Raw genomic sequence first — 25,572 nt, 5'->3', positions numbered from 1 at the left:
GAACGGCGGCCGGCGGGAGACCCCGCCGACCGCCGCCCGTGCCCTGCTCGGCTAGGCCGCGAGGCGGCGTCGCGCGACGACCAGCGCGAGACCCGACAGCAGCAGCACGAGGGCTCCGCCGATCAGGCCGGCCGCGTCGGCGCCGGTGTTCGCGAGCGAGCCCGGGCCGGAGCCTCCCGCGACGGGGGCCGCCGTGGTGGTGGGGTGCGGCGACGGAGCTGTGGTGGGCTGCTCCGTCGGGGTGCCGGGCTCGGTCGGCGCCGGGGTGACCGGGACCTCGGCGGCGGGCTCCGTCGTCAGCGACCAGTTGGGGTCGTAGAAGTCGGCCTGGTCGATCACGCCGCGGGCGGTCGACCAGTCGATGAGGAGCTGGCGGATCTCGAGACGCTCGTCGTAGACGAGCGGTGCCTGCGCGACGGCCGGGTAGGCGCCTCCGCCGCTCTGGCGGTAGTTGTTGACCGCCATCACGAAGCGATCGTCGTCGGCGACCGGGGTGCCGTCGGCGTGGGCGAGACCGCGGATCCGCGAGCCGGCGGGCTGGGAGACGTCGATCACGTAGTCCAGGCCCGAGATCGCGTCGTAGTTGTAGTCCGGGATGCCGTCGGGGCGGTCCTCGGTCGTCGCGTTGGTGCCGGTCTCGGGGTCGAACACGGCGCCCTCGGCGGTCTGCACGAAGTAGCGGGCCGAGAACTCGAGGTAGTCGCGCACCTCGGCTCCGGTCAGCTCCACTCCGCGGAGGGTGTTCTCGTAGATGTACAGGCCCGCGATGTCGCGGATGCTGACCTGCCCCTTCGGGAAGACGGCGGTGCGCGAGAACGGCGACGCCTGCGAGATCACCGGCAGGTCGGCCCACTCGGTGCCCTCGAGCGCCGACTCGACGGTCTCGGCCTGGACGGTGTTGATGAAGTCGATGATCGGGGTGTCCTCGTAGCGCGAGGTCGCGGCCGAGAGCTCCTCGACCGAGTCGGCGACGGGGGTGTTCACGTACTCGATCGTGGCGGCGTGCTGCTCGGCGAGGGCGTCGACCAGTGCGGGCGACTCCTCGGCGATGTCCTTCGCGTAGACGGGCTGCGTGACGGGTGCGTTCCCGGCCGACCAGTCGACCTCGAGGCCGCCCGCGGCGTCCGGCACCAGGTTCAGGGTGACCTCGGTGAGGCCCTGCGCCCAGAACTCGGGCTGGGTGACCAGCACCTGCTCGCCGGCGACGTTGGTGAACAGCGTCTGCGGCAGGTCCTTGTGGCTGTGGCCGGCGACGACCACGTCGATGCCGGGGACCTGCGTCGCGATGTTGTTGACGACGTCCTCGTTGAGGTCGGCCGGGTCGTACTCGGCGTCCGGCACCGTGCCCTGGCCGGTGTGCGCGAGGACGACGACCACGTCCGCCTGCTCCTGCACGATCGGGACCCACTGCTTCGCGGCGGCGACCATGTCCTGGAACTCGAGGACGCCGTCGACGTACTGCTTGTCCCAGACGCGGACGCCGGGGGTGACGAGGCCGAGGACGCCGACGGTGACCGTCTTCCCGTCGATCTCGCGCTCGATCAGCGTGTAGGGGTCGTGGTACGGCTTGCCGGTGGCGACGTCGACGACGTTCGCGCCCAGCAGCGGGGCGTTCAGGTCGCCCTCGTACGCGCTGAGCATGTCGAGCCCGTAGTTGTACTCGTGGTTGCCGACGACCTGCGCGTCGTAGCCGATGGTGTTGAACGCGGTGGCCATCGGGTGCGTCGTCTCGCCGGAGAGGACGCCCGCGGCGCCGTCGCCGAGGCCGTAGTAGTAGGTGAGCGGCGTGCCCTGGATCGCGTCGCCGTTGTCCATGACGAGCACGGACTCCTCGCCCTTCTCGGCGCGGAGGCGGTCGACCTCGGTCGCGACGCGGGTGAGGCCGAGCGCACCGTCGGCCGGGTACGGCGCGTTCGCGAAGTAGTCCCAGTCGTAGACGTGCCCGTGCGTGTCGGTCGTCGACACCAGGGTGAGCTCGACGCCGTCGTCGAGAGGGGCGGCCGAGGCGATCGGAGCGGCGGTGGCGGCTCCGAGTGCGACGACGGCGAGGAGGCTTGCGGCGCGGAGTCTGCGCATCGTGGTCCTGTTCGCGTGATGAGTGGAGTGTGAACGTCCTCGAATCTATGCGCCGCGTGTGAACTGCGCATGACGGGATCGAGAGCATTGCTCGGCGATGCGTCCGCGGTGCCGGCCCGGAGCCGGTCGAGTCCGCGGGGCCGACCCCGAGCGCTGGAGCCGTCCTCCGGCCCCTCCGCTAGAATCGAGCGGCTGGTCGCGCGGAGGCGGCACGACTGCCGCGCCGCACCGGCCCACCCCCGCCCCTCCCGTCGAGAAGGACACGCCATGCCAGCAATCGTCATCACCGGCGCCCAGTGGGGCGACGAGGGCAAGGGACGCGCCACCGACCTCCTCGGCAGCCGCGTCGACTACGTCGTGAAGTTCAACGGCGGCAACAACGCCGGGCACACCGTCGTGGTGGGCGACGAGAAGTACGCCCTGCACCTGCTCCCCTCCGGCATCCTCACCCCGGGCGTCGTCCCGGTCATCGCGAACGGCGTCGTCGTCGACATCGAGGTGCTGTTCCACGAGCTCGAGGCGCTGAGCGCGCGCGGCGTCGACGTGTCGAAGCTGCTCGTCAGCGCCAACGCGCACGTCATCACCAGCTACCACCGCACCCTCGACAAGGTGACGGAGCGCTTCCTCGGCAAGCGCCAGATCGGCACCACCGGCCGCGGCATCGGCCCGGCGTACGCCGACAAGATCAACCGCGTCGGCATCCGCATCCAGGACCTCTTCGACGAGAACATCCTCCGCCAGAAGGTCGAGGGCGCCCTCGACCAGAAGAACCACCTGCTGGTGAAGGTCTACAACCGCCGCGCGATCCTGGTCGAGCAGGTGCTGGAGGACCTGCTGCAGTACACCGAGCGCCTCCGCCCGATGGTCGCCGACACGTCGCTCGTCCTCTCGCAGGCGCTCGACGCGGGCAAAACGGTGCTGTTCGAGGCCGGCCAGGCCACGATGCTCGACGTCGACCACGGCACCTACCCGTTCGTCACCTCCTCCAACGCGACCTCGGGAGGAGCGGCCACCGGCTCCGGAGTCGCACCGAACCGCATCGACCGCGTCATCGCGGTCATCAAGGCGTACACGACCCGCGTCGGCGCCGGCCCGTTCCCGACCGAGCTCTTCGACGAGTGGGGCGAGTACCTCCGCCGGCAGGGCTTCGAATTCGGCACCACGACAGGCCGCCCGCGCCGCTGCGGCTGGTACGACGCCCCGATCGCCCGCTACTCGGCGCGGATCAACGGGGTCACCGACTTCGTCCTCACCAAGCTCGACGTGCTCTCGGGCCTCGAGACCATCCCCGTCTGCGTCGCCTACGACGTCGACGGCGTGCGCCACGACGAGGTCCCGGTCTCGCAGAGCGACTTCCACCACGCGAAGCCGATCTACGAGGAGTTCCCCGGCTGGCAGGAGGACATCTCCGGCTGCCGCGAGTTCTCGGACCTGCCGCAGACCGCGCAGGACTACGTGCGCGCGCTCGAGGCGATGAGCGGCGCCCGGTTCTCGGCGATCGGCGTCGGGCCGGAGCGCGAGCAGGTCGTCGTGCTGCACGACCTGCTCGACTAGAAGCGGCGAGGAGCCGGGTCGGGCAGACCTCTCGGAGGCGGCCGACGTGGTCACAACGGAGGAAGAACGTCGGGGACCTCGCGGAGTGACGCGGATCCCGGGCCCTCTCGACGAATCCTTCCTCCGGTGTGGACACGACCGCCGCCGAGCGCGCCGGATAATCGGCGCATGCAGATCTACGCCGACCTCCCGGCCGTCCGCGCGCGGCAGATCCTGGCCGACGCCCTCGCTCTCGGCGTGGCCGTCGTGGCGATCGCCGCGGGGATCGCGGTCGGCTCGCTGATCGCCGGCCTGGCCGAGATCGGCCGGCGGCTCGAGAGCGCCGGCAGCGGCTTCGGCTCGACCATGAGCGACGCCGGGACCACCCTCGGCGGCATCCCCCTGCTCGGCGACGCCGTGCGCGCGCCGTTCGACGAGGCGAGCGGGGCCGGCTCCGTGCTGGCCGCCGCCGGACGCGACCAGCAGCAGCTCGCGAGCGCCCTGGCCGTGGTCGCCGGGCTCGCCGTCGGGGGCCTCCCGCTCCTGCTCCTGGCCGTGCTCTGGCTCCGGCCCCGGCTCCGCTTCGCCCGCCGGACCGCCGAGCTGCGCGCCCTCGGCTCGACCGGCGGCGGCACCGAGCTGCTGGCCCTGCGCGCGCTCACCCAGGCGTCCCCCCGCGACATCCTCGCCGCGCACCCGGACGCCGCCGCGGGCTGGCGGACCGGCGACCCCGCCGTCACCGCCGCGCTGGCGGCCCTCGCCCTCCGCCGGGCGGGACTCCGGCCCCGCTGACCCCGCAGGACCATCGCGGGTCCGCCGGAGGGATGATGCCGCGAGCCACTGCGGACGACGCCGGCGACACGGGTGCCTCCGTAGCGTCGAGGACATGCAGAACCAGACCTCCTCCGTCGTGGCGCGCGTCGAGGGCGTGCGCAAGCTCTACGGCAGCACGCCGCCCGTCGTCGCCCTCGACGACGTCACGCTCTCGATCGAGCGGGGCGAGTTCACCGCGGTGATGGGCCCCAGCGGATCCGGCAAGTCGACGCTCATGCACGTCCTCGCCGGCCTCGACACCGCCTCCTCCGGCCGCGTGTTCCTCGGGGACGCCGAGATCACCTCGATGAGCGACGCCGAGCTGACCGTGCTCCGCCGCCGCAGCGTCGGCTTCGTCTTCCAGGCCTTCAACCTCGTCCCCACGCTCGACGTGCGCGGCAACATCCGCCTCCCGTTCGAGCTCGACGGCCGCTCCGTGACCGGCGACGAGGAGCAGTGGATCGCCCGGCTGATCGAGTCCCTCGGGCTCCGCGAGCGCCTCACGCACCGGCCCCACGAGCTCTCGGGCGGGCAGCAGCAGCGTGTGGCGATCGCCCGCGCCCTCGCCACCCGGCCGCAGCTGATCTTCGCCGACGAGCCCACCGGCAACCTGGACTCGCGCACCGGCCGCGAGGTCCTCAGCCTGCTCCGGGCCTCCACCCGCGAGTACGGCCAGTCGATCGCCATGGTCACCCACGACCCGATCGCGGCGGCCTACGCCGACCGCATCGTCTTCCTCCGCGACGGGGCCGTCGTCGACGACCGCCGCGGGATGAGCGCCGAGGAGATCTCGCGCGCGATGCTCACGATGGAGGGCGCGGCGTGAGCGGCGTGCGCACGGGCTCGAGCCAGGGCGGGGGCGCCATCGTCACCGTCGCCGCACTCGCCGCGGCGTTCGGCGCCGTGCTGGTGCAGGTCATCGCCGACATGGTCGCGGCCTTCGCGGCAGCGGGGATCGACGGCATCGGCCAGGTCGCCCTCATGCTCGGGATGGTCGGCGCCGTCTTCTTCGGCATCGCGGTGTTCGTGGGCGGGATCGTCACGGCCAATGCGGTCTCGACCGTCATCGCCGGGCGCACCCGCGAGATCGCCCTGCTCCGCCTGCTCGGCGCCTCCGGCCGGTCGCTGCGCAGCGGGATCGTCCGCACGGGCCTCCTGCAGGGGCTCCTCGGAGCGGCGATCGGCCTGGTCGCCGGCGTCGCTCTCGTGGCGCTCGCCGCGGAGCTCGCCATCCGGAGCGGCACCCTGCCCCGCTTCGACTACCCGCTCGTCTCGCCCGGCCTCGTGCTGCCGCTGATCGCCGTGGTCGCCTCGACGGTCATCGCCTCGTGGTCCGGATCGCGCCGCGTGCTCGCGGTCGCGCCGTCGCAGGCCGCCGGATCCTCCGCCGAGCCCCGCTACGAGGAGCTGCGCGGCCGCACCGCCCGCAACGTCACGGCGATCGTCTTCGTCGTGGTCGGCGCGCTGCTGCTCGCCGCCGGTGTCGTCCTCGGACTCGCCAACCCCGGCGGCGTCCTCCTCGGGCTCGTCGGAGGCATGGCGTCCTTCACCGGCGTGATCCTCGGGGCGCCCGTCCTGCTCCCTCCGCTCACGGCCCTCGTGGGCCGCGCCTTCGGCCGGGGCCCCGTCGCCCGCCTGGCGTCCGCCAACGCCGTCCGCAATCCGGCACGCAGCGCTCGGGCTGTGATCGGACTGGTCATCGGAGTGTCGCTGGTCACGATGTTCGCGGTCGCCGCCGCCACCTTCGGCACGATCATGGAGCGCTCGGGTGAGACGAATCCCGAGGTGATCGCGGCGTTCGAGCAGTTCATCCAGGTGAGCACCGCGGTGATGAGCGTCCTGCTCGGCTTCTCGGTCGTGCTGGCCGCCGTCGGCATGGTCAACACGCTGTCGCTCAGCGTGCTGCAGCGCCGGCGCGAGCTGGGCCTGCTCCGCGCGCTCGGCTTCACCGGCTCGCAGGTGCGGTCGATGGTGGTGCTCGAGGCGGCGCAGATGATCATCGCTGCCGCGGTGCTCGGCATCGTGCTCGGGATCGTCTACGGCTGGTGCGGCGCGATCTCGGTGTTCGGCTCGCTGCCGGGCATCGGACTGATCCCGCCGACCGTCCCGGTGCCGATCCTGGTGGCGGTGCTCGTGGTCGGTGTCGTGATCACGGTCGTCTCGGCCGTGCTGCCCGCCCGCCGCGCCACGAAGGTGTCACCGGTCGCCGCTCTCGCCGTGGCCTGAGAGCCGGCACCACGCCGAACCCGCGGCCTGAGGATCGGCGCCCTCACACCACCGAGAACCCCGCGGCGAGGGGCTCCCGCCCGCTCAGCGCGAGCAGGAGCTCCTCGCCGCGTCCGGCTCGAGCGGCCAGCCCGCCGGTCAGCGCGCAGCACGCCTCGACGGCCTCGGCGGGCAGCACGTGCGGGATCCCGGTGGCCCGCGAGAGGTCGAGCGTGTGCACGACCAGCTCGAGCAGCCGGGTCCGGAGGTACTCGTCCAGCTCGATCGCGTGGCCGCCCACGGCGACGAGGCGGCCGGGACGCTGGGCGGCGACCAGCTCGACCGCGCGGCCCGCCGCCTCCGCCAGCGCCTGAGCCGGCCTGTCGCCGAGCAGCAGCCCCGCCTCGACCCCGCGCCGCGCCACCGCCGCGGGGTCGGCGACGTTCCCGGCCAGCGCGGCGTAGTAGTCGAGCGCGTCCTCGATGGTCGGCTCGGGCGGCTCCGGAGCGAGGAGGTACGCCTCGACCGTCAGCACCGCTCGCGACGCGTGGCCCGCGAGGCCGCGGACGTCCCAGACACCGAGCCCCGGCTGCTCCCACTGGTCCTCCCGCACCTGCGCGAGCAGGCCGATGAGGGCGGCGGCGGCGGACTCGAACAGCGCGGCGGTGCTCATGGAGCCATGCTGGCACGGTGCCCCACACTGATCGCATGAGCAGTCCCCGCCGCCCCGGTCCCGTCACGCTCGTCGGCCGCTCGATCGTCCTCGAGCCGCTCGCCGCCGAGCACGTCGAGCCGCTCGGGCGGGCGATCGGGCGTCCGGAGGTGTTCGCCGGCGGCTACGGAGGAGGACCCGCCGGCCTCCCCGGCACCCCGGAGGAGTTCCGCGCCTTCGTCGACCGCTACTACCCCTGGGGCACGGGCCTGCCGTTCGCTGTGCTGCAGGAGGGGCGCGTCGTCGGCACGACCTCGCTGGCCGACTTCGACGAGACGCGCGAGGCGGCCCACCTCGGCTGGACGGCCTACGCGCCCGAGACGTGGGGCACCGTCGTGAACCCGGAGGCGAAGCGGCTGGTGCTCGGGCTCGCCTTCGACAGCGGCTACGAGCGGGTGAAGCTCCAGGCGGATGCGGTGAACGCGCGCTCGCGGGCCGCGATCCTCCGCCTCGGCGCCGTGTTCGAGGGGGTGCTCCGCCACGACCAGCGCCGGGCCGACGGCTCGTGGCGCGACACGGCCGTCCACTCGATCCTCGCGGCCGAGTGGCCGGCCGTCCGCGACGCGCTCGACCGCCGGATCGACGCGGCGCTAGCGCTCCCTCCCTCGACCGCGCAACCGCTGACCGGGCGGCCGCCCGAGGAGTAGGAAGGAGGCATGGAACGCATCCACTACGCCGGCAGCTCCGTGCTGACGGGTACCGCCATCGCGCGGTCGCTGCTGGCCTACGCGGAGGCGCTGGCGCTCACCAAGGGGTCGATCACGGTCGACATCCCGATCCGCCAGGAGTCCGGCCGGCCCGGACGGGCGGCGCTGCTGATCGGACCGGCGAGCCAGCTGTTCTCGGAGTCCGAGGACGACGGAGCCGAGGAGCTGCTCGACGAGGAGCTCGTCGAGCGCTTCACCCGCGAGACGGCCCGCCTGGGCGTCTCGCACCCCGTGGCCGAGGAGGACGGCGGCGCCGGGCCCCTCTCCGCCGTCGACACCGAGATCCCGCACTTCCACGGCGAGGACGACTCCTGGTGAGCATCCGGGGCGCCGGTAGGATCGACACTCACGACTCCGCCCGATCCTTCGCGGACGGGCGACTTCCCGAACGGAGAACCGCCTGATGGGGCGACTGATCTACGACTCGACCCTCGAGGCCGACTTCGACGACCGTCTGCTGGCGCACCTGCAGATCGTGATCGGCTCGAAGCTCGCGCGCAACGAGTCCTTCTACTTCTCGTGGAAGGACTCGCAGGCGGTCGGCGACGGACGCACCTCGATCTGGCTGCACCCCGCCATCCCGCTGCGCTTCAAGTACCACGGCGGCCGTGCCCCGAACATCAACCCGGACTGGATCCGCCAGCTGCTCGCCGATTCGCACACGGCGCACGGGCTGCGGATCAGCGAGGAGCCCCACGGGACCGCCCGTCAGAGCGAGGAGAGCATGCTGTGAAGCGCGTCGAGATCATCTACGGCGGAGCGCCGTTCAGCCTGAGCGAGACGTCGGCCGCGGAGGTGCGCGAGAGCATCGACCGCGCCCTGGACGGCTCCGCGTCGCGCTGGATCACGGTGAACCAGGGCGAGGGCGAGCCTCGCGAGACCTCGATCCTGATCACGCCGGGAGTGGCGTTCTCGGTCGCCGACGTCGCGCACTGAGGTCGACGCCGCGGTCACGGTGATCGCCGCCGCTCACGCCGCCGGCTCGGTCCGGAACGACTGCCGTCCTCAGCGCACCCGCCCCGCTCAGCCCGCCAGCACGCGCGGGAACTCCCCCGGGATCTCGCTCGCGAGGTACCCGGCCGGGCCGATGCGCGCGGAGAGGCGCGTGTCAGCCTCCGTGTGCAGGAACGCGCCCCACGCGGCCGCGCCCATCGGATCGACGCCGCGCCCGCGCAGGCCCGCCGTCGCTCCGGCGAGCACGTCGCCGCTGCCCGCGGTGGCCAGCCCGGGGTGCTCGCCCTCGATCCGCACCGCGTCGCCGTCGGGCGAGGCGATCGTGTTGAACAGGCTCACCACCGCGCCGTAGCGCTCGGCGACCGCGAGGGCGGCCCGCTCGACGTCGTCGACCTCCTCGCCGAGGAGCCGGGACGCCTCCTCCGAGTTCGGGGTCAGCAGGAGCCGGCCCGCGAGCCTCCGTGCGAGACGGCGCTGCCCGGGCAGGACTCCGAGCGGGAAGGCGTCGAGGTGCACGGCCGGCACGTCGTCGAGGAGCGGAGCGAGGGCACGGAGGGTCGCGGCGGTCGCGCGCGGGTCGTCCAGGCCGGGTCCGATCAGGGCGACGTCGGCGGAGGAGAGCTCGCCGGCCAGGACGTCGAGCCCGCGGCCCGAGACGGAGCCGGTGCGCGTCTCCGCGAGCGGGACCACTCCGCACTCGGGCAGCGCGACCGCGGTGGCCGACGCGACCGACTCGGCGACGCAGAGCGTGATGCGACCCGCGCCGGTCCGCAGCGCGGCGATCCCCGCGAGGATCGCGGCGCCGGGCGTCTTGCGGGCGCCGCCGACGACGACCACGTCGCCGCGGGAGTGCTTCGAGCCTCCGGGCTCCGGGAGGGGCCAGCGCTGCTCGAGCAGGGCGCGGGAGACGAGGTCACTCATGAGGGTCTCCTTCTCCGTCCGCGCGGTCGTCGTGCCGGGTGACGGGGGCGCCGGAGCGCTCGAGGTGGGACGTGCGGTTGAAGAGCTCGAGGCGCCACGCGTCGCCGTCGCGGACGAGACGGGTGACGGAGCCGTTGGCGACGGGCGTCGAGGCGCCGATGTCGAGCAGCTCGTGCTCGGAGAGGCCCTCGAGGACGTAGCGGAGGACGAGGACGACCGCGTCGTGGCAGAAGAGGATCGCCGGCCCGGGAGGCGCGGCGACGGCGAGGTGGTCGACGAAAGCGCGGACGCGGAGCGCGAGGTCCGTCCAGGCCTCGCCTCCCGGCGGCCGGTAGTAGAACTTGCCGAGCCACTCGCGCCGCGCCGCCTCCTCGGGCATCCGGGCCCGCACGCCGGCGGAGGTGAGGCGGTCGGTGACGCCGAGGTCGCGGTCGCGCAGGCGCTCGTCGGGGCGCAGCCGCAGGTCGATGCCGGCCTCGCCGAGGGCGAGACGCGCGGTCGCGGAGGCGCGGCGGTAGGGCGACGTCCAGGCGGAGGCGGGCCGCGCCTCCTCGGCCAGCCAGCGGCCGAGCGCGCGGGCCTGCTCCTCGCCGGCGGGGGAGAGCTCGACGTCGGGGTCGCGGCGGTCGACGGCGATCTCGTGCGCCCCCGAGGCCTCGGCGGCGCTCGCCGCGATGTTGGCGAGGCTCTCGCCGTGACGGACGAGGAGGAGCTCGGTCGGGCCGGTGGAGGAGGCGGGCATGGCTCCACGCTCCGCCTCGCGGGCCGGAGGCGCCAGGGGGTTCCGCCGCGTCGACGCGGGTTGCTACGGAGTCGTCAGGGGTTCCGCCGTCGTCAGGGCGCCTCTCCGTCGGCGCGCTCCTCCGCCGAGACCGCCGTGACGACCGCGGTGAGCGTCTCGGGGTCGCTCAGGATGCGGAAGTGCCCGCCGGTCTCGATCCGGACGTTGACCGCGCCCTCGAGCATGCTGCCCTCGGGGATGTGCGGATCGAAGAGGCCGAACACGGAGGTGATCCGCGCGTTCGCTCCGGAGCGGCTCGACAGCAGCAGGGTCGTGGCGTCGCGCGGCGAGAAGGCGCGCAGGCTCCGGAGGACCAGGTAGGGCGCGTAGCGGGAGCCGCCGAACGGGGTCGCCACGGCGACCATCCGGTCGACCCGGCCGTCCGGGTCGAGCTCGGTCATCACGTACTTGCCGATCAGTCCGCCCTTGCTGTGGGCGACGATCACCACGTCGCGGAGCCCGTGCTCGGCGAGGTAGGCGGCCACGTCCTCCGCGGTCCGGGCGACCGGGCGGCCGTTGCGGCCGAGGCTCGTCAGCACGTGGAGAGGGTGCCCGCGCTCGTGCAGCGGATCGATGATCGGGCGGAGGAAGGACCAGGTCTCCCAGATCCCCGGGAGGACCACGACGGGACGCCGGTCGCCGTCGAGGTAGTCGTCCGGGGCGCGGCGCGAGAGGACGCCGCGTACCTGCCAGGCGACGGCGTAGGCGTAGTCGCGGATCCACCAGACGGCGTCGCGGACAAGGCTTCGGAGCCGGCTCATGCGGCCGGCTCCGACCGGAGGGGGAGCGGGGCGGCGGGCCTCTCGCCGAGCGCAGCGGCGAAGCGGAGGATCTCGCGGGCGAGCGCTCCGGGCTCGGTGCGGGGGACGACGTGGCGCGAGCCGGCGAACTCGACGAGCCGCCCCTCGCGCGCGTGGGCCGTGAGCCGCTCGCACCAGTCACGGGTGGCGATCGGATCGTCGCGGCCGCGGGCGACGAGGACCGGCACCTCCAGCCGGGCGACGCGCTCCTGCACCGGATGCCTCAGCATCTCGGGCAGCTGGCGCAGGTACCAGCGCAGGCCGCCGCGCAGGTAGTCGGCCAGCAGGATCGCGTCGACGCCCACCGGCTCGCCGAGGCAGTCCCGCAGCAGCGCGAGCCCCTGGCGGACCGCTCCGGGCCGCTGCGGATCCACCACCGGCCCGATCAGCACCGCGCCGTCGACCAGGCCGGGCGCGCGCAGCCCCAGCTCGACCGCCACCTGCGACCCCATCGAGTGCCCGACGACGACCGCGCGCGAGACGCCCAGTCCGCGGAGGACCTGCTCGACCTGCCGCGCGTGGTCCTCGAGGCCGACCCTCCGCCGCGGGCGCGCGTTCGCGCCGAAGCCGGCGAGGTCGACGCCGATCACCCGGCCGTGCCGCTTCAGGCGGGCGGCGAGCGGCGAGAAGGTGTGGTGCGACATCCCGATCCCGTGGATCAGGACGAACACCGCGCCCGCTCCGGCCGGACCGGTGTCGACCGTCCGCAGCGTGACGCCGTCGACGGAGTGCTGGATGAAGCCGGAGCGGCGAAGTCGTTTCAGGAGCACTTCCCCAGGCTAGAGATTCGACAGTCGACGTGGTGCGATTCGCCCATCGATTCTGTGACTTAAGGCGGCGAGGCCCTGGTCGAACGCACAGAGAACAAAGGGAGCTTGCCTCTTGCGGATCTCACGAAAGAATCGGCATGCGCACAGCCCACTCTCCTCGGGTGTTCCGGGACGACCCGACGGTCACGACGTCGGCGATCGGGCCGAGCCGTTGCCGTAACTTGATGAGCAACTCGGACGGGTCGACGATCGGAACGGCCCGGTCCTCGCAATGGAGAACGATCTTCACGGAAAGGACCTGACCGGAGCGGATCGCGAGATTCTTCTCGGCCGAGTCCTCCGCCTTCCGAGTCGCGGCAGCTAGTCCGGCGAGGGTGGCGGTAACTTTCTTCGCGACGGTCACGGCTAGCTCGGTCGGATGCAATCCTCTTGCATTTGCGTGCCGATAGTCTTTGACCTCTATCAGGACCAGGCGGAGATCGATACCGTCGGGATTGCGCTCAATGGCGACAACGTCGACTGCCTTGATGCCGTCGTGAACTCGAAGGAAAATATTCCGAAAGAAGTCGGACTCGTCGTACTTAAGGACGTCCCAGTTCTCGGGAAACGAGAAGTCGGCGCCATCTACGTCGAGGATCATGCTTCGCTCATGGCGTCGAGGTAACGATCCGACTGGGCGAGCGACTCATCGAGGACAGCGAGACTCTCCAATTCGTCGAGGAACTGACCTGCGTCTGTCCTGACCCCGTCTTCACCTCTGGAAAGAGTGACGAACTGCATGGCCGGGAACGTGTCGCCTTCGGTGCGCTTAAGGATCTCGAGTTCCTTCATCAGGTAAAGACTATGCGTCCCGACGAAGACCTGGACGCCCGAGCGGGCGAGCTGCGCTATCGTGCGCGCGACGTGACGAAGCACCCGCGGGTTCAGATTCGCTTCCGGTTCGTCCCAAAAGAGGAAACCACTGTCAAACAGGGTTCCATTGGCGATGAGCCTAGCAAGCATCGCCAGTTTCCGCATTCCCTCGGCGACAAGCGGCATCTCATACTTGCCGCCGCCCGAGACCTTGAGATAGAAACGACCTCCTTCTTCGACGACGCTACCGCCCAAGGAGTCCTCAAGAGGTGCGAGTAACTCTTTCACGCGTTCCTGACGAGGACCGCGGCTGAGTGGAAGACCTAGAAGGACGCACGTGTCACGCCACGTCTCCTCGAACTCCAAGGAAGTCCTTTCGTACAGTGACACGAACCCGGGGTAGATCGTCAGTAGTTCCCGCGTGGGCAGATAGACGGGCGTGCCTTGAAGGGGCGCGGCGAGTCGGTGCTCAACCTTGACCTCTGATTGCGAGTTCGTTGCAAACGAGAAGGCGATGCGTTGACGGGCTCCCGAGAACTGCAGCTCGACTTCCGCGCGACCGCGCCCTACACGTCGACGGACGAGGCGCCCCAGACTTTCCGGCCTGAAGACGCTAACCAGTTTCGCGGCGAGCTGATTACCTAGGCTCGCGGAAAGCGAGTCTCGTGGCGTCTCGTCCGCGGAGAGTACTGAGTACATCGCCTTGAGGAGGTGAGACTTCCCAGCCCCGTTCTCACCCGCGAATACATTGATGCCGCTAGCCATCGGAAGATCTAGGCCGGAGAATACGGTGAAGTCGTTGACGCGGAGTCGTTCGATGGTCGAGGGCATGCAGGCACCGTTCTGTTCGCGGGTGGACTCTCCCGCACCCTATCGGCCCTCCGCCAGGAGAGTCGCAGGACGCGCGAGTATACGGCGCGGCGCGCGGGCTCGAGCGGGGCCATATGGGTTGAGTGCTCATGGTCCTCGTTGGAGCTGGGCCTGCAGCGCCGGACGTGTGGGCGCTGTCAAGCGGCTCCTCCGCGGCGGCGCCCCTGCCTAGCCTCGGAGGAGGGGGCCGGCGTGCGCCGCTCCCGGAGGGATGACGCCATGCGGATCGCGATCGTCGGGGCGACCGGCAACCTGGGGACGGCGCTGCTGCGGCGCCTGCACGGCGAGGCCGGGGTGGAGGAGATCGTGGGCATCGCCCGCCGGGCCCCTCGGCTCCGCTCGGAGGAGTACCGCGACGTGCGCTGGGTCGAGATCGACCTCGCGTCGAGCGTCGCCCCGCGGCGGCTCCGCGAGGCCTTCGCCGGCGTCGACGCCGTCGTCCACCTCGCCTGGGCGCTGCAGCCCAGCCACGACGAGCCGTTCCAGCGGCTGGTCGACGTCGGAGGCACTGCGGCCGTGCTCGAGGCGGTCGCCGCCGCGGGAGTCGGCCAGGTCGCCGTCGCCTCGTCCGTGGGCGCCTACAGCGCCGCGCCGAAGTCGATCCGGGTGACCGAGGACTGGCCCACGGGCGGCCTGCACACCTCGACCTACAGCCGCCACAAGGCCGCGAACGAGCGGCAGCTCGACGCCTTCGAGGAGCGGCACCCCGAGATCGTCGTCACGCGCCTGCGCCCGGGGCTCGTCTTCCAGCGCGGAGCGGCGACGGAGATCGCCGGGCTCTTCGCCGGTCCCCACTACCCGACGCGGTGGCTGAAGGCGGTCCGGATCCCGGTCCTGCCGCTGCCGCGGAGCATCGTCTTCCAGGGCGTGCACGCCGACGACGTGGCCGACGCCTTCTGGCGCGCGCTCGACCGGCGCGCCGGCGGGGCCTTCAACATCGCGGCCGAGCCGGTCCTCACTCCAGAGCGGCTGGCGCACGCCTTCGGCACCCGCCTGGTCACAGTGCCGTTCGGGCTGCTCCGCTCCGTCGTCTCGGCGACCTGGCACCTGCGCCTGCAGCGCACCGACGCGGGCTGGCTCGACATCGCGGGCAACGTCCCGGTCATGTCGACCGAGCGCGCCCGCGCCGAGCTCGGCTGGGCGCCGACCCGCACGGCGGAGGAGGCGCTCGCCGAGCTCGTGGCCGGCCTGGCCGACCGCTCGACCGTCCCGGGCTCGCCCCCGCTCCGGGGCTGATCCGGCCGGGAGTCGATCAGAGGCGAGCCCTCGCGGTCAGTCGGCGACGCGGATGAGCACCTTTCCCGTCGCGCCCTGCTCGACCGCGTCGTGGGCGGCCGCGGTCTCCTCGAGCGGGAACCAAGTCAGCGGGAGGCCCGCCTCCTCGCCCACCGGGAGCGCGCCGTCGACGAGCGCCGCGGTGATGTCCTCGGCCGCGGCCTGCAGTGCCTCCTCGCCCACGGTGTAGAGCAGCAGGCCCTGCCAGCGGGCGTTCTTCGCGAAGCTCGCGACGATCGGCACGGTGAACTCGTCGCCGTTGTTGTTCGCGTAGTACCCGATGCTGCCGTGGTTGGCGAGCACCTCGACGTCGAGCGCGGCGTTCTGAGCCGGGGCGACCTCGACCACGTGCTGGACGCCCTCGGGGGCGAGCTCGCGGATCCGGTCGGCGAGCGCGTCGTCCGGGTACTGCAGCACGTGCTGCGCGCCGGCCGCACGGGCGAGCCGCTCCTTGGAGTCGCTGCTCACCGTCGCGATGACGGTCGCCCCGGCCCAGACCGCGAGCTGGATCGCGGCGTGGCCGACGGCTCCGGCGCCGCCCTGGACCAGGACGGTGCGGCCGGCGAGGGTGCCGGGCGCGAGGCGGGAGGGGCCGTGCTCGTGCACGGTGAGGGCGCGGTGGGCGGTCATCGCGGGGACGCCGAGGCTCGCGGCGACGTCGGTGCCGACGCCCTCGGGCAGGCGCACGACGTGCTCGGCGGCGAGCACCGCCGACTCCTGCGCGGTACCGGTGGGGCGGCGGTGCGCGGAGAGGTACATCCAGACCCGGTCGCCGACGGCCAGGCCCTCGACGCCCTCGCCGACCGCCTCGACGACACCGGCGCCGTCCTGGTTCGGCACGACCTCGTCGAACGCGAGGTCGCCGTCTGCGCGCGCCTTCCAGTCGGTCGGATTCACGCCCGATGCCAGGACGCGGACGCGGACCTCGCCGGCGCCCGGCGCCCGCTCCTCCCGGTCGACGAGGGAGAGGACGGAGGAGTCACCGGTGCGGGAGTAGACGATCGATCGCATACGGAGGGCAAGGAGCGCGGGCGGCGGTGTATTCCCGGCGGCACGACGAAGGGCGGCGGGCCCGGAGGCCCACCGCCCTGTCAGCGCCGACGGATCAGTGCTGCACGTCCTCCTGGACGGCGTGCTTGGCCTCGCGGGCCGAGTCCTTCACGTCGTCGGTGGCGGAGGTGCCCGCCTCCTTGACGTTCTGCGCGGCGTCGGTCGCGGTCTCCTTGACGGAGGCGAAGGCCTGCTGCGCGGGCTCGCGGAGCTCGCTCGCCGCCTCCTTGGCCGCGTCGGTCACCTTATCGACGACCGGCTGGGCCTGCTCCTTGACGCGGCTCGCCGCCTCCTTCTCCTTGCTGGAGGCGGGGATGAGCGAGGCGACGAGGAGTCCGGCGCCGAGGGCGATCAGCCCCACGGCGAACGGGTTGCCCTCGGCCTTGGCCTTCGCCGAGCCCGCACCGCTCGAGAGCGAGTCGGAGGCGTCGTGCGCCGAGCCCATCACCCGGTCGCGGACGGAGCCCACGGCCGACTTGACCTTGTCGGTCTGACGCTGCGCGATGGCGGACGGGCTGACCTTCTCGGCCAGCGCGTCGACGTCTCCGCCGAGCTCGAGGCGCGTGCGCTCGATGTCTGCCCGGATCTCCTCGGGTGTCTTGTTCTGTCCTGCGTCGTACGTCATCGTCCTGCCCCGTTCGGCTTGAGGGTGTCGGGAATCTTCTTGAGGGAGTCGACCGTCTCGGGAGCGCCGTCGACCTGCTTCAGGCTCTTGCGGCCCACCGCGTAGAGGATCGCGGCCACGATCGCCCAGATGACGGCCACGACCACTCCGGACCAGCCGTTGCCGATCAGAGTGCCCAGGCCCCACCAGAGGGCGATCGAGAGGAAGAGCACGGCCATCAGCGCGGCGTACCCCGCCCCGCCGAGGAGGCCCGCTCCCTTGCCCGCCTTGCCGGCGGACTCCTTGAGCTCGGCCTTGGCGAGGGCCATCTCCTGGCGGATCAGGGTGGAGAGGTCGCGCGAGACCTCGCCGAGCAGATCGCCCAGCGACGTCGACCCGGCCCGCTGGTCGGGCGTCTCCGTCGAGCGGTGGACGCCCGTCGGGTCGGTCACAGCCGGCCGCCGTTCGGGAAGCCGCCGTCGAGCGGGTCGGCGACGGGCTCGGTCGGCGCGTAGTCGCGCTCGAGGGAGCTCGATCCGACGGTGCCGTAGGCGGACGCGACGGGCGCGTCGTACGCGGAGGCGTCGGAGTGCGCGGTGGTCGAGGCGGGGGCGTCGAACTCGGGCCCGTCGGTGCGGGTGCTCGTCGCCTCCTTCTCGTCCTTCGCCTCGGCGGTCAGGGCGCGGATGAGGCGCCCGCCGACGAGTCCCGTCGCCGCGGCGATGAGGATGAAGGCACCCGGGCGGCGGCGGGCGAACGCGCGGACGTCGTCGAGGAGCTCGGACGGGTCGCGGTTCTCGAGCCACGAGGCCACACCCTGCACGCGGGTGGCCGCCTGGGAGACGAGCTTCGCGGCGGCGTTGTCGCTGCCGCCCTCGCCGTTGGCCAGCGCGGTCAGGTCGTCACTGAAGGCGCGGGCGCCCTTGGCGGCGTTCTCCTTCTGGGCGTGGGCCTGCTCGGTGAGCTGGGTGCGGCTCTGGTCGTAGAGGTCCTTGACCTGGACCTTGGCCTCCTGGACCACGTTGGCGGCCTCGTCCTTGCCGGTCGAGAGCACTTCGCTCGCGGCCTGCTTGGCGTCGCCGGCGACGGCGCCGGCCTGGTCCTTGGCGGTGCCCGCGGCGGCGCTCGCCTTCTCCTTCGCGGAGTCGGCTGCACCGCCCGTGGAGGAGCCGGAGGACGTGTCCGTGGAGGCGACGGGCGCCCCGCTGTCGATGGGGGTCTCGGTCGCGCCGAAGTTCGCGGCGCCGTCTCCGAACGGAGGTGAAGCGGGATCGATGTTCGACATCGTCTGTCCCTTCCAGGATCGAGTGGGGAATGAATGCGTGCCGGCGTCGCCAGTCTGTTCGGGCCCTCGAGTACCGGGAAGGGCATAGCGGCTGACCCCCCGATGGGGCTACCATCCCGCGCCCACGAGGGCGGGGCCCGAGAGCCCGTGAATCGACTGCTCCGCCACCGCGTCAAGCCCCTTCTGACCCGCGAACAGGGCTCCCTACCGTCGAGAGGACAGACATCGGACGTCCGCACCCGGATCCGCCCGGCTACCCCGGAAAGGCAACCAGTCATGTTCTTCCACCGTCAGGAACTCCAGTTCACGTCCACGCCCTCGAAGCCCGACGCGGTCTTCGCCCGCCGCTTCCAGGAGGTGCTCGGCGGCCAGTACGGCGAGATCACCGTGGCGATGCAGTACGGCTTCCAGGCCTGGAACGCCCACGACCCGGGCAAGTACCGGGACCTGCTCTTCGGCATCGGCGCCGAGGAGTTCGGCCACGTCGAGATGATCGCCGTGATGATCGCCCAGCTGCTCGAGAAGGCCCCGGTCGAGCAGTCCGAGGACGCGATGAAGAAGGACCCCGTGCTCGCGGCGGTCATCGGCGGCTCCGACGTGCAGCACGCCATCGTGGCCGGCGCCGGCGCGCGCCCCGTCGACAGCATGGGCAACCCGTGGCAGGGCTCCTACATCACCGCCAGCGGCAACCTGCTGGCCGACTTCACCGCCAACGCGAACGCGGAGATGCAGGGCCGGCTCCAGGTCGCCCGGCTCTACCACATGACCGACGACCACGGCGTGCGCGACCTCCTGTCGTTCCTCCTGGCCCGCGACACCATGCACCAGAACCAGTGGATCGCGGCAGCCGCCGAGCTGCGCGCGGAGGGCCGGGAGGACCTGCCCGTGCCCTCGAACTTCCCGATCTCGAAGGAGGAGCGCTCCGTGTCGTACGAGTACATCAACTTCTCGGACGGAGCAGCGGCCTCCGAGGGCAGCTGGGCCTCGGGCCCGACCCCGGACGGCAAGGGAGAGTTCAGCTACCGCGTCGCGGAGCCCGGCGGCAACGTCCCGATGCCCCCGCCCACCCAGCCGGACGAGCGCCTCTACGGCACCGACCCGAAGCCGAACATCGTCGAGAAGGCAGTGGGGGCCGTCAAGGACGCGGTGACGGGCAAGTGAGCGCCGCACGGGTCCTCGGGGCGCTCAGCGCCTCCGCCCTGACGATCGGCCTGCTGGCCGGCTGCACCGGCGACGCCCAGACGCCGTACCAGTCGGGGAGCGCGGTGCCCACCAGCGCCGACGACGGATCGTCGCAGACGCCCACGAACGCGCCCTCGCAGTCCGCTCCGTCCGAGTCCGCCACCCCGGCGACCTGATCCCGCGCCCTCGACCGGCCGGCACCGGTCGAGGGTGCGAATCATCGCAGTCCAGCGGGCGCCCGGGCAAGCCCCTTCCCGCTCCCAGGAAGCGGGCAGTTCCCGGTCCTACGGTCGTGCCAACGATCAGCGAAGGAGGCACCACCATGGGGCTCGATGACAAGATCAAGAACGCCGCTCAGGACATCGCCGGCAAGGCGAAGGAAGCCCTGGGCGACCACAAGAACGACGACAGCCTGAAGGCCGAAGGCCAGAAGGACCAGGCCGCGGCCTCGGCCAAGAAGGCCGGCGAGGACGTCAAGGACGTCTTCAAGTAGGTCTCGGCAGTACCGCGAAGGCGGCGCTCCCCTCGGGGGGGCGCCGCCTTCGCTGTTCCCCGGCTAGGGGTGCAGGACGACCTTGATGCAGCCGTCCTCCTTCTTCTGGAAGGTCTCGTAGAGGGCCGGAGCGTCCTCGAGCGGCGCCCGGTGGGTCACGAGGTCCATCACGCCGAGCGGATCGGAGGAGTCCTCCACCAGCGGCAGCAGGTCGTCGATCCAGCGCTTCACGTTGCACTGGCCCATCCGCACCGTCACCTGCTTGTCGAACATCGACTTCAGTGGCATCGGGTCGGCCTCTCCGCCGTAGACCCCGCTCAGCGACACGGTGCCGCCGCGGCGCACCAGGTCGAGGGAGGCGTGCACTGCGGCGAGGCGGTCGACGCCGACCGTGTCCATCGCCTTGCGGGCGATCGGGTCGGGCAGGAGCCCCGCCATCGACTGAGCGAACGAGCCGACCGGCGAGCCGTGCGCCTCCATGCCGACCGCGTCGACGACGGAGTCGGGGCCGCGCCCGTCCGTGAGGTCGCGCAGCTGCGCGGCGATGTCGTCGGACAGGTCGAACGTCTCCACGCCGTACCGCTCGGCCATCGCGCGCCGCTCGGCGACGGGCTCCACGGCGAGGACGCGGTAGCCGCGGTGGGCGCCGATCCGCGCCGCGAACTGGCCGACAGGGCCGAGTCCGAAGACGACCAGGGTCCCGCCGTCGGGCACCTGCGCGTACTCCACGCCCTGCCACGCGGTGGGCACGATGTCGCTGAGGAAGAGGTAGCGCTCGTCCGGCAGGTCCGTGCCGACGACGATCGTGTTGTAGTCGGCCAGCGGCACGCGGAGCAGCTCGGCCTGCCCGCCGGGGACCTGGCCGTACATCTTCGTGTAGCCGAAGAGCGCCGCTCCCGAGCCGTACTCGGTGACCTGCGTCGTCTCGCACTGCGACTGCAGCCCTCGGCGGCACATGAAGCACTCGCCGCAGGCGATGGTGAAGGGCACGACGACCCGGTCGCCGGGCTTCAGGGTGGTGACTCCGGAGCCCACCTCCTCGACGACGCCCATGGGCTCGTGGCCGAGCACGTCCCCGCGGTCGATGTAGGGCCCGAGGAGGCGGTAGAGGTGCAGGTCGGAGCCGCAGATCGCGGTCGAGGTGATCCGGACGATCGCGTCGGTCGGCTGCTGGATGCGGGGGTCGGGGACGGTCTCGACCGAGACCTTCTCGATGCCCTGCCAGGTGAGTGCTCGCATGCTCGTGTCCGTTCTCCGGCTCGCGCCGGTCGGGGTCGGTGTCCCTCCACCGCACACCCGGAGGGCGCCGAGGGGGAGGGGCTTGACGCTCCCCGGAGCGTTCCCGAGGGGGATTCCCTGGAGAACGCACGGACGTGCATCCCGCGTTCACCCGACTCACGGCGGTCGAGTGGTGGGATGGGGGGATGGATGCTCTCTACACCGCCATCGCCCACGCCTCCGGTGGAGGACGCGACGGCCACGTCCGCACCGAGGACGACCGTCTCGACCTCGACACCCGCGCCCCGCAGGAGCTCGGCGGCTCCGGCGAGGGGACCAACCCCGAGCAGCTGTTCGCGGCCGGCTACTCCGCCTGCTTCCTCAGCGCCCTGCACGGAGCCGGTCGCCAGCTGAAGATCGACACGACCGACGCGGCCGTCTCGGCCAGCGTCTCGATCGGGAAGAACGACTCCGACGGCTTCGGCCTCTCGGTCGAGCTCGACGTCTACGTGCCGAAGGCGAGCTCCGAGGACGCGCAGAAGGTGGCCGATGCGGCGCACCAGCTCTGCCCGTACTCCAACGCCACCCGCGGCAACATCCCCGTGCAGATCAACCTGGTCGACTGACCGGGCCCTCTCGACGGCCCCTCCCGGACTCCGGGCAGGGGCCGTCGTCGTGTCCGGGGGCGGTCCGTTAGGGTCGGGGCATGACCGAGGAGCTGTCGCACGAGGAGCCGTCGCACGAGGAGTCCCTGGCGCGGGCCGAGCTCGTGCAGATCCGTCAGAGCATCGACAACATCGACGCGGCGCTGATCCACCTGCTCGCCGAGCGCTTCAAGTTCACGCAGAAGGTCGGCCGGCTGAAGGCCGCGCACGGGCTGCCCGCCGCGGACCTCGAGCGCGAGGCCCGCCAGATCGCGCGGCTGCGGGCGCTCGCCGAGGAGTCGCACCTCGACCCGGCGTTCGCCGAGAAGTTCCTCGGGTTCATCGTCGCCGAGGTCATCCACCACCACCAGCGCATCGCCGACGGCGCCGAGGACTGAGGCTCAGCCCTCGATCCGCAGCAGCCCCGCCGTGCGCTCGCGCAGCACGCCGAGCAGCAGCGGGTAGTCGGGGAAGAGCTGGTCGCGCCGCAGCGTCGGCACCCGCAGCCCGAGGGGGACCTCCGTGATGCGGCCGTTCGTCTCGGTGAGGGTCAGGCGGAGGCTATGGCTCCCCGTCGGGCTCGAGGCGACGACCGAGCGCAGAGCCTCGAGCGGGAAGATCAGCCCGTCGATCTGGATGGCCGACTCCGACACCACGATCGAGCCCGGCAGCCCGGGCCGCAGCGCCAGCCGCGCGGCGACCAGCCCGAGCGGGAGGGAGAGCGCCACGACGACCGCCCCCAGCGCGATCTGCGCGCGGTCGCCCGACGGGGATCCCGCGAGGGCGACGGCCAGGACGCCGGCGGCGAACGCCTCCGTGGCGACGACGACCAGGGCGACCGCCCGGCGCTGGAGCGGAGCGCGGTGCGGCCGGAAGCGGACGGCCGAGGCGGGCCCGGCCAGAGCGGGCGGCAGGGCGTCGCGGACGCGGGCGGCGGCGCCGAGGTCGGCGAGCAGGGCGGCGAGGTCCTCCGGGCGGAAATGCGCGCAGCGGACCTCGACTCCGTCGCCGCGGCACCAGGCGACGAAGCCGTCGCCGTCGGCGGACTCGAGGAAGCGGACCGACCGGCGGGGCCACTGCTCGCGGCGGCGACGGCCGCGCATCAGCACGACCTGCGTCTCGGTCGTCATCACGCGGGTGGGGGAGGCGACGAAGAGCGAGACCGCCGAGGCCAGTCCGATGACGACGGTGAGGGCGAGGAGGCCGAGCGCGAGTACCGACTCGTCGAGGACGCCGCGGCGGTCCGCGAGGACGGCGAACGGGATGAGCACGGCCGCGAGGCCGGCGCTGAGGAGCCGCAGGAGGAGGGCGCGGAGGCGCCGCAGGACCGACGGGCCGTACACCCGTCGCGTCCGGATCGCCATCGGTTCCGACTCCATCGCGTCAGGCTAGCCCCGGCCGGGGCCGGTCGCCCGGAGAGGCGCGGCGGTGGCGCGATCCTCGCGCCACCCGTCCCCGGTTCGGGGGAGGAGTGGCGCGAGGCGCGGCCTACGCCTCCGCGGTGCGGTGCAGGGCGCGGACCGAGACGACCCGGCGGCGGGCGATCGCGGCGACGGTGAGCAGCAGGCCGAACAGCAGCCAGATCACCAGGCCGACGACGGCGCCGGCCGTGCCGTCGGTGCCCTCGACCACTCCGGACAGCGCGTTCTGCGCCGCCGAGAGCGGCAGGAACCCGAGCACGTCGTCGAACAGCCCGGGGACCGTCGAGATGATGCCCGCGCCGAGCGCGATCACCGCCGCGACCATCGCGAGGAAGCGGCCGATCCCTCCGAGCAGGGCGACCAGCCCCTGGTTCACCGCGGCGAACGAGGCGCCGGTGAGCATCGCCAGGAGGGCGAAGCCGACCCAGCGGCCCGCCTCCAGGCCCGCGACCCCGCTCATCACGATCGCGACCGCGAGTCCCTGCACCACGCCGATCACGAGCGCCGGCACGTAGGAGGAGAGGGCGAGCGCCGCGGAGGAGCGGGTCGAGGAGAGTGCACGGTGCGAGAACGCCGCGAGCACCAGGAACGTCGCGAGGGCGCCCAGCCAGAGGGCGATCGTCGCGAAGAACGGGACGCTGGAGGCTCCGAACAGGTCGGTCGCGCTGCTCGCGTTCTCGACCGGGTCCGAGACGACGTCGGCGAGGTTCGTCGACTCCGACTCGGTGTAGGTCGGGAGTTGCGCGACGGCGGCGTCGAGGCCGGTCGCGAGCGTGCGGGTGCCGTCGGCGAGCTGCACGGCGCCGTCCGAGACCCCGCTCGCTCCGTCGGCGAGCTGGTCGGCTCCGTCGGCGGCGGAGGAGGCTCCCGTGGCGAGGTCGGCGGCACCGCCCGCGGCGGTGGTCGCGCCGGTCGCGAGGTCGCGGGCGCCGGCCGCGGCGGTGGTGGCGCCGGTCGCGAGCTGCGCGGACCCGGCCGCCGTGGTGTCGAGGCCGTCGGCGAGCTGTGACGCTCCGCCCGCGGCGTCGTCCGCGCCGTCGGCGAGCTGCGTCAGGCCGCCGGACAGCTGTCCGATGCCCCCCGAGAGAGTGCGCGCGCCGGTGGCGGACTGCCCGACCGCGTCGATCAGCGAGGGCTGCCCGTCGCCGCCGAGGCGGATGCCCGCGTCGATCCCGGCGACGGCTCCCGCGGTCGTCGTGGCGAGAGTGGTCGCGCCGGTGGGTCCGTCCGCCGAGGCGATGACGGCGCGCGCGGCGAGGCACTGCGTCGTCTCGCAGCCCTCGAGCGCGGCGCTGAGCGCCTCGAAGGTCCCCGCGGTGGCGGCGGCGGCGCCGGCGCTGAGGGCGGCGACCTGCTGGGTCCCGTCGCCGGTCCTCACCACTCCCTCCCTCAGCTGGTCGAGCCCGTCGGCCAGGTCGGAGGCGCCGCCCTGCAGCGCGGTCGCCTTGGTCGCCGAGTCGCGGGCGCCCGTCGCGAGCTGTCCCACTCCGCCGGAGAGGCCGCGCGCACCGGTGGCCAGCTGCGCGACTCCGCCGGAGAGGTCGGAGGCTCCGGTGCCCAGCTGCCCCACGCCGTCGGCGAGGGACGAGGCTCCGGTGCCGATCTGCCCGACGCCGTCCGAGAGCGAGGAGGCGCCGGAGGCGAGCTCGTCGATCCCGTCGGCGAGGCTGCTGGTGCCGTCGGCGAGGGTGGAGGCGCCGGTGCCGAGCTGGTCGGCGCCGTCGGCGAGCGTGCCCGCGCCCTCGGCCGCCTGGCCGATCTGCTCGTTGAGGGTGTTGAAGCCGACGTAGACGTTCTCGAGGTAGGCCGTGGTCAGCTGCGTGTTGAGCAGCGACGTGGCGGTGCTGGTCACGGTGGCCGAGATGGCGTCGTCGACGAGCTTGGCCTTCTCGCTGGTGGCGATGTCGATGGTCGCCTTCGTCGCCTCCGCGGCGTCGCCCGAGTACGAGGTGGCGGCGGCGGAGAAGGAGGAGGGGATCGTCACGACGGTCGCGTAGCTGCCGTCGGCGAGGCCCTTCGCGGCGTCGTCCTTGTCCGTGAGGACCCAGGTGAAGTTGCCCGTCGAGTCCGAGCCGGAGACGTTGGGCACCGGGGTCGTGCTCGCGGACGGCGTCGCGCTCGCCGAGGGGGTGGAGGAGGGGGCGTCCGAGCTCGCGGAGTCGGAGCCGCCGGTCACCAGGCCGGCCGCGAGCTGGCGCCCGAGCGGCACGGTCTGCCCGTTGATCTCGACCGGGGTGTCCTCGTTGACCACGGCGGCCGTGATCGTGTCGAGGCGCTCGGTCGGGTTCCACAGCGCCCACACCAGGAGGCCGCCGATGACGAGGGGGACCAGGACGATCCCGAGAAGGGTCAGCCAGGACACCTTCTTGACGCCGCGGGGGCGTTCGAGGGAGAGGAGAGCCATCT

The 25,572-nt window shown here is 72.6% G+C and carries 29 protein-coding genes; 14 read left to right on the top strand and 15 right to left on the bottom strand.

The features are described 5' to 3' along the window. Positions 1-51: 51 nt before the first annotated feature. A complete protein-coding gene (locus C5C50_RS06855) occupies positions 52-2,076 on the bottom strand; it encodes a bifunctional UDP-sugar hydrolase/5'-nucleotidase (protein ID WP_104273159.1) in 2,025 nt (674 codons plus the stop codon). Positions 2,077-2,343: 267 nt separating this feature from the next. On the opposite strand from C5C50_RS06855, the gene C5C50_RS06850 reads away from it, so the two are divergent. From C5C50_RS06850 to C5C50_RS06835, 4 genes are all read left to right on the top strand, one after another. Next, entirely contained in the window at positions 2,344-3,630 is a 1,287-nt protein-coding gene (locus C5C50_RS06850) for an adenylosuccinate synthase (RefSeq protein WP_104250676.1), read from the top strand. 168 nt (positions 3,631-3,798) lie between these two features. Then, positions 3,799-4,401, top strand: coding sequence for a hypothetical protein (locus C5C50_RS06845; RefSeq protein ID WP_104234281.1), 603 nt, complete (start codon positions 3,799-3,801; stop codon positions 4,399-4,401). Positions 4,402-4,495: 94 nt separating this feature from the next. Continuing rightward, the gene (locus tag C5C50_RS06840) at positions 4,496-5,248 is read left to right on the top strand and encodes an ABC transporter ATP-binding protein (RefSeq protein ID WP_104222781.1); all 753 of its coding nucleotides are present in this window, start codon (positions 4,496-4,498) and stop codon (positions 5,246-5,248) included. Next, positions 5,245-6,648: an FtsX-like permease family protein gene (locus tag C5C50_RS06835; RefSeq protein WP_258063296.1), complete on the top strand. Its 1,404-nt coding sequence runs from the start codon at positions 5,245-5,247 to the stop codon at positions 6,646-6,648. The genes C5C50_RS06840 and C5C50_RS06835 overlap by 4 nt, the downstream gene beginning before the upstream one ends. 43 nt (positions 6,649-6,691) lie before the next feature. On the opposite strand, the gene C5C50_RS06830 is transcribed toward C5C50_RS06835, so the two are convergent. Beyond that, positions 6,692-7,300, bottom strand: coding sequence for a maleylpyruvate isomerase N-terminal domain-containing protein (locus C5C50_RS06830; protein ID WP_104250674.1), 609 nt, complete (start codon positions 7,298-7,300; stop codon positions 6,692-6,694). Positions 7,301-7,335: 35 nt separating this feature from the next. On the opposite strand from C5C50_RS06830, the gene C5C50_RS06825 reads away from it, so the two are divergent. The 4 genes from C5C50_RS06825 to C5C50_RS06810 all read left to right on the top strand — a co-directional run bounded on the left by C5C50_RS06825 (position 7,336) and on the right by C5C50_RS06810 (position 8,982). Next, a complete protein-coding gene (locus tag C5C50_RS06825) occupies positions 7,336-7,986 on the top strand; it encodes a GNAT family N-acetyltransferase (protein ID WP_104258044.1) in 651 nt (216 codons plus the stop codon). A 9-nt stretch (positions 7,987-7,995) separates the two neighbouring features. Next, a complete protein-coding gene (locus tag C5C50_RS06820) occupies positions 7,996-8,364 on the top strand; it encodes a hypothetical protein (RefSeq protein ID WP_104222777.1) in 369 nt (122 codons plus the stop codon). 85 nt (positions 8,365-8,449) lie between these two features. Continuing rightward, positions 8,450-8,779 carry an ATP-dependent DNA ligase gene (locus C5C50_RS06815; protein WP_104222776.1) on the top strand — a complete coding sequence of 110 codons (330 nt, stop codon included), beginning with the start codon at positions 8,450-8,452 and terminating at the stop codon, positions 8,777-8,779. Next, entirely contained in the window at positions 8,776-8,982 is a 207-nt protein-coding gene (locus C5C50_RS06810) for a hypothetical protein (protein WP_104222775.1), read from the top strand. The genes C5C50_RS06815 and C5C50_RS06810 overlap by 4 nt, the downstream gene beginning before the upstream one ends. An 87-nt stretch (positions 8,983-9,069) precedes the next feature. On the opposite strand, the gene C5C50_RS06805 is transcribed toward C5C50_RS06810, so the two are convergent. The 6 genes from C5C50_RS06805 to C5C50_RS06780 form a co-directional block, all read right to left on the bottom strand. Continuing rightward, complete coding sequence (locus tag C5C50_RS06805; RefSeq protein ID WP_104273158.1) at positions 9,070-9,921, bottom strand: NAD(P)H-hydrate dehydratase; 852 nt, start codon at positions 9,919-9,921, stop codon at positions 9,070-9,072. Further along, complete coding sequence (locus C5C50_RS06800) at positions 9,914-10,663, bottom strand: histidine phosphatase family protein (RefSeq protein WP_104247480.1); 750 nt, start codon at positions 10,661-10,663, stop codon at positions 9,914-9,916. The genes C5C50_RS06805 and C5C50_RS06800 overlap by 8 nt, the downstream gene beginning before the upstream one ends. A gap of 92 nt (positions 10,664-10,755) precedes the next feature. Then, a complete protein-coding gene (locus C5C50_RS06795; RefSeq protein ID WP_104273157.1) occupies positions 10,756-11,463 on the bottom strand; it encodes a triacylglycerol lipase in 708 nt (235 codons plus the stop codon). Next, positions 11,460-12,272 (bottom strand): alpha/beta fold hydrolase, encoded by an 813-nt coding sequence (locus tag C5C50_RS06790; RefSeq protein WP_104273156.1) that lies wholly within the window; start codon positions 12,270-12,272, stop codon positions 11,460-11,462. The genes C5C50_RS06795 and C5C50_RS06790 overlap by 4 nt, the downstream gene beginning before the upstream one ends. 121 nt (positions 12,273-12,393) lie before the next feature. Further along, positions 12,394-12,912 (bottom strand): hypothetical protein, encoded by a 519-nt coding sequence (locus C5C50_RS06785; protein WP_104255994.1) that lies wholly within the window; start codon positions 12,910-12,912, stop codon positions 12,394-12,396. After that, positions 12,909-13,955: an ATP/GTP-binding protein gene (locus tag C5C50_RS06780; protein WP_104273155.1), complete on the bottom strand. Its 1,047-nt coding sequence runs from the start codon at positions 13,953-13,955 to the stop codon at positions 12,909-12,911. Before C5C50_RS06780 ends, C5C50_RS06785 begins: the two co-directional genes overlap by 4 nt. Positions 13,956-14,213: 258 nt before the next feature. Here C5C50_RS06780 and C5C50_RS06775 point away from each other — a divergent pair, with 258 nt between their 5' ends. Continuing rightward, a complete protein-coding gene (locus tag C5C50_RS06775) occupies positions 14,214-15,230 on the top strand; it encodes an NAD-dependent epimerase/dehydratase family protein (protein WP_104273154.1) in 1,017 nt (338 codons plus the stop codon). 36 nt (positions 15,231-15,266) lie between these two features. Here the strand turns inward: C5C50_RS06775 and C5C50_RS06770 are convergent, their stop codons facing one another. The 4 genes from C5C50_RS06770 to C5C50_RS06755 all read right to left on the bottom strand — a co-directional run bounded on the left by C5C50_RS06770 (position 15,267) and on the right by C5C50_RS06755 (position 18,208). Next, positions 15,267-16,280 carry an NADPH:quinone reductase gene (locus C5C50_RS06770; RefSeq protein WP_104273153.1) on the bottom strand — a complete coding sequence of 338 codons (1,014 nt, stop codon included), beginning with the start codon at positions 16,278-16,280 and terminating at the stop codon, positions 15,267-15,269. Positions 16,281-16,374: 94 nt separating this feature from the next. After that, entirely contained in the window at positions 16,375-16,944 is a 570-nt protein-coding gene (locus C5C50_RS06765; protein WP_104222768.1) for a DUF3618 domain-containing protein, read from the bottom strand. Further along, positions 16,941-17,375, bottom strand: a complete 435-nt coding sequence (locus tag C5C50_RS06760) for a phage holin family protein (RefSeq protein WP_104222767.1) — start codon at positions 17,373-17,375, stop codon at positions 16,941-16,943. The genes C5C50_RS06765 and C5C50_RS06760 overlap by 4 nt, the downstream gene beginning before the upstream one ends. Beyond that, positions 17,372-18,208 carry a hypothetical protein gene (locus tag C5C50_RS06755; RefSeq protein ID WP_104273152.1) on the bottom strand — a complete coding sequence of 279 codons (837 nt, stop codon included), beginning with the start codon at positions 18,206-18,208 and terminating at the stop codon, positions 17,372-17,374. The genes C5C50_RS06760 and C5C50_RS06755 overlap by 4 nt, the downstream gene beginning before the upstream one ends. A 276-nt stretch (positions 18,209-18,484) precedes the next feature. On the opposite strand from C5C50_RS06755, the gene C5C50_RS06750 reads away from it, so the two are divergent. The 3 genes from C5C50_RS06750 (at position 18,485) to C5C50_RS06740 (ending at position 19,883) form a co-directional block, all read left to right on the top strand. Further along, positions 18,485-19,369 (top strand): manganese catalase family protein, encoded by an 885-nt coding sequence (locus tag C5C50_RS06750; RefSeq protein WP_104222765.1) that lies wholly within the window; start codon positions 18,485-18,487, stop codon positions 19,367-19,369. After that, positions 19,366-19,566 carry a hypothetical protein gene (locus C5C50_RS06745; protein ID WP_104273151.1) on the top strand — a complete coding sequence of 67 codons (201 nt, stop codon included), beginning with the start codon at positions 19,366-19,368 and terminating at the stop codon, positions 19,564-19,566. The genes C5C50_RS06750 and C5C50_RS06745 overlap by 4 nt, the downstream gene beginning before the upstream one ends. A 146-nt stretch (positions 19,567-19,712) precedes the next feature. Next, a complete protein-coding gene (locus tag C5C50_RS06740; protein WP_104222763.1) occupies positions 19,713-19,883 on the top strand; it encodes a CsbD family protein in 171 nt (56 codons plus the stop codon). 63 nt (positions 19,884-19,946) lie between these two features. On the opposite strand, the gene C5C50_RS06735 is transcribed toward C5C50_RS06740, so the two are convergent. After that, entirely contained in the window at positions 19,947-21,122 is a 1,176-nt protein-coding gene (locus tag C5C50_RS06735; protein WP_104222762.1) for a zinc-dependent alcohol dehydrogenase, read from the bottom strand. 185 nt (positions 21,123-21,307) lie between these two features. Between C5C50_RS06735 and C5C50_RS06730 the strand changes: the two genes are divergently transcribed. After that, positions 21,308-21,727, top strand: coding sequence for an organic hydroperoxide resistance protein (locus tag C5C50_RS06730; protein ID WP_104222761.1), 420 nt, complete (start codon positions 21,308-21,310; stop codon positions 21,725-21,727). A gap of 80 nt (positions 21,728-21,807) precedes the next feature. After that, complete coding sequence (locus C5C50_RS06725) at positions 21,808-22,143, top strand: chorismate mutase (protein ID WP_104222760.1); 336 nt, start codon at positions 21,808-21,810, stop codon at positions 22,141-22,143. 3 nt (positions 22,144-22,146) lie between these two features. Here the strand turns inward: C5C50_RS06725 and C5C50_RS06720 are convergent, their stop codons facing one another. Continuing rightward, a complete protein-coding gene (locus C5C50_RS06720) occupies positions 22,147-23,124 on the bottom strand; it encodes a hypothetical protein (protein WP_146085868.1) in 978 nt (325 codons plus the stop codon). A gap of 109 nt (positions 23,125-23,233) precedes the next feature. After that, positions 23,234-25,570, bottom strand: coding sequence for a YhgE/Pip domain-containing protein (locus C5C50_RS06715; RefSeq protein WP_104273149.1), 2,337 nt, complete (start codon positions 25,568-25,570; stop codon positions 23,234-23,236). Between the last annotated feature and the right edge of the window lie 2 nt (positions 25,571-25,572).

The organism is Rathayibacter sp. AY1D9, assembly GCF_002932395.1.
Taxonomy (GTDB): domain Bacteria; phylum Actinomycetota; class Actinomycetes; order Actinomycetales; family Microbacteriaceae; genus Rathayibacter.
The sequence above is the reverse complement of the archived record's forward strand: the minus strand, read 5'-3'. Positions and strand labels throughout refer to the sequence as shown.

Excerpts from the sequence above, each read along its gene's own strand:
- C5C50_RS06855 (WP_104273159.1), bottom strand. The coding sequence starts at position 2,076 with ATGCGCAGACTCCGCGCCGCAAGCCTCCTCGCCGTCGTCGCACTCGGA.
- C5C50_RS06850 (WP_104250676.1), top strand. The coding sequence starts at position 2,344 with ATGCCAGCAATCGTCATCACCGGCGCCCAGTGGGGCGACGAGGGCAAG.
- C5C50_RS06845 (WP_104234281.1), top strand. The coding sequence starts at position 3,799 with ATGCAGATCTACGCCGACCTCCCGGCCGTCCGCGCGCGGCAGATCCTG.
- C5C50_RS06840 (WP_104222781.1), top strand. The coding sequence starts at position 4,496 with ATGCAGAACCAGACCTCCTCCGTCGTGGCGCGCGTCGAGGGCGTGCGC.
- C5C50_RS06830 (WP_104250674.1), bottom strand. The coding sequence starts at position 7,300 with ATGAGCACCGCCGCGCTGTTCGAGTCCGCCGCCGCCGCCCTCATCGGC.
- C5C50_RS06825 (WP_104258044.1), top strand. The coding sequence starts at position 7,336 with ATGAGCAGTCCCCGCCGCCCCGGTCCCGTCACGCTCGTCGGCCGCTCG.
- C5C50_RS06820 (WP_104222777.1), top strand. The coding sequence starts at position 7,996 with ATGGAACGCATCCACTACGCCGGCAGCTCCGTGCTGACGGGTACCGCC.
- C5C50_RS06815 (WP_104222776.1), top strand. The coding sequence starts at position 8,450 with ATGGGGCGACTGATCTACGACTCGACCCTCGAGGCCGACTTCGACGAC.
- C5C50_RS06805 (WP_104273158.1), bottom strand. The coding sequence starts at position 9,921 with ATGAGTGACCTCGTCTCCCGCGCCCTGCTCGAGCAGCGCTGGCCCCTC.
- C5C50_RS06800 (WP_104247480.1), bottom strand. The coding sequence starts at position 10,663 with ATGCCCGCCTCCTCCACCGGCCCGACCGAGCTCCTCCTCGTCCGTCAC.
- C5C50_RS06795 (WP_104273157.1), bottom strand. The coding sequence starts at position 11,463 with ATGAGCCGGCTCCGAAGCCTTGTCCGCGACGCCGTCTGGTGGATCCGC.
- C5C50_RS06785 (WP_104255994.1), bottom strand. The coding sequence starts at position 12,912 with ATGATCCTCGACGTAGATGGCGCCGACTTCTCGTTTCCCGAGAACTGG.
- C5C50_RS06780 (WP_104273155.1), bottom strand. The coding sequence starts at position 13,955 with ATGCCCTCGACCATCGAACGACTCCGCGTCAACGACTTCACCGTATTC.
- C5C50_RS06775 (WP_104273154.1), top strand. The coding sequence starts at position 14,214 with ATGCGGATCGCGATCGTCGGGGCGACCGGCAACCTGGGGACGGCGCTG.
- C5C50_RS06770 (WP_104273153.1), bottom strand. The coding sequence starts at position 16,280 with ATGCGATCGATCGTCTACTCCCGCACCGGTGACTCCTCCGTCCTCTCC.
- C5C50_RS06765 (WP_104222768.1), bottom strand. The coding sequence starts at position 16,944 with ATGACGTACGACGCAGGACAGAACAAGACACCCGAGGAGATCCGGGCA.
- C5C50_RS06755 (WP_104273152.1), bottom strand. The coding sequence starts at position 18,208 with ATGTCGAACATCGATCCCGCTTCACCTCCGTTCGGAGACGGCGCCGCG.
- C5C50_RS06750 (WP_104222765.1), top strand. The coding sequence starts at position 18,485 with ATGTTCTTCCACCGTCAGGAACTCCAGTTCACGTCCACGCCCTCGAAG.
- C5C50_RS06740 (WP_104222763.1), top strand. The coding sequence starts at position 19,713 with ATGGGGCTCGATGACAAGATCAAGAACGCCGCTCAGGACATCGCCGGC.
- C5C50_RS06735 (WP_104222762.1), bottom strand. The coding sequence starts at position 21,122 with ATGCGAGCACTCACCTGGCAGGGCATCGAGAAGGTCTCGGTCGAGACC.
- C5C50_RS06730 (WP_104222761.1), top strand. The coding sequence starts at position 21,308 with ATGGATGCTCTCTACACCGCCATCGCCCACGCCTCCGGTGGAGGACGC.
- C5C50_RS06725 (WP_104222760.1), top strand. The coding sequence starts at position 21,808 with ATGACCGAGGAGCTGTCGCACGAGGAGCCGTCGCACGAGGAGTCCCTG.
- C5C50_RS06720 (WP_146085868.1), bottom strand. The coding sequence starts at position 23,124 with ATGGAGTCGGAACCGATGGCGATCCGGACGCGACGGGTGTACGGCCCG.
- C5C50_RS06715 (WP_104273149.1), bottom strand. The coding sequence starts at position 25,570 with ATGGCTCTCCTCTCCCTCGAACGCCCCCGCGGCGTCAAGAAGGTGTCC.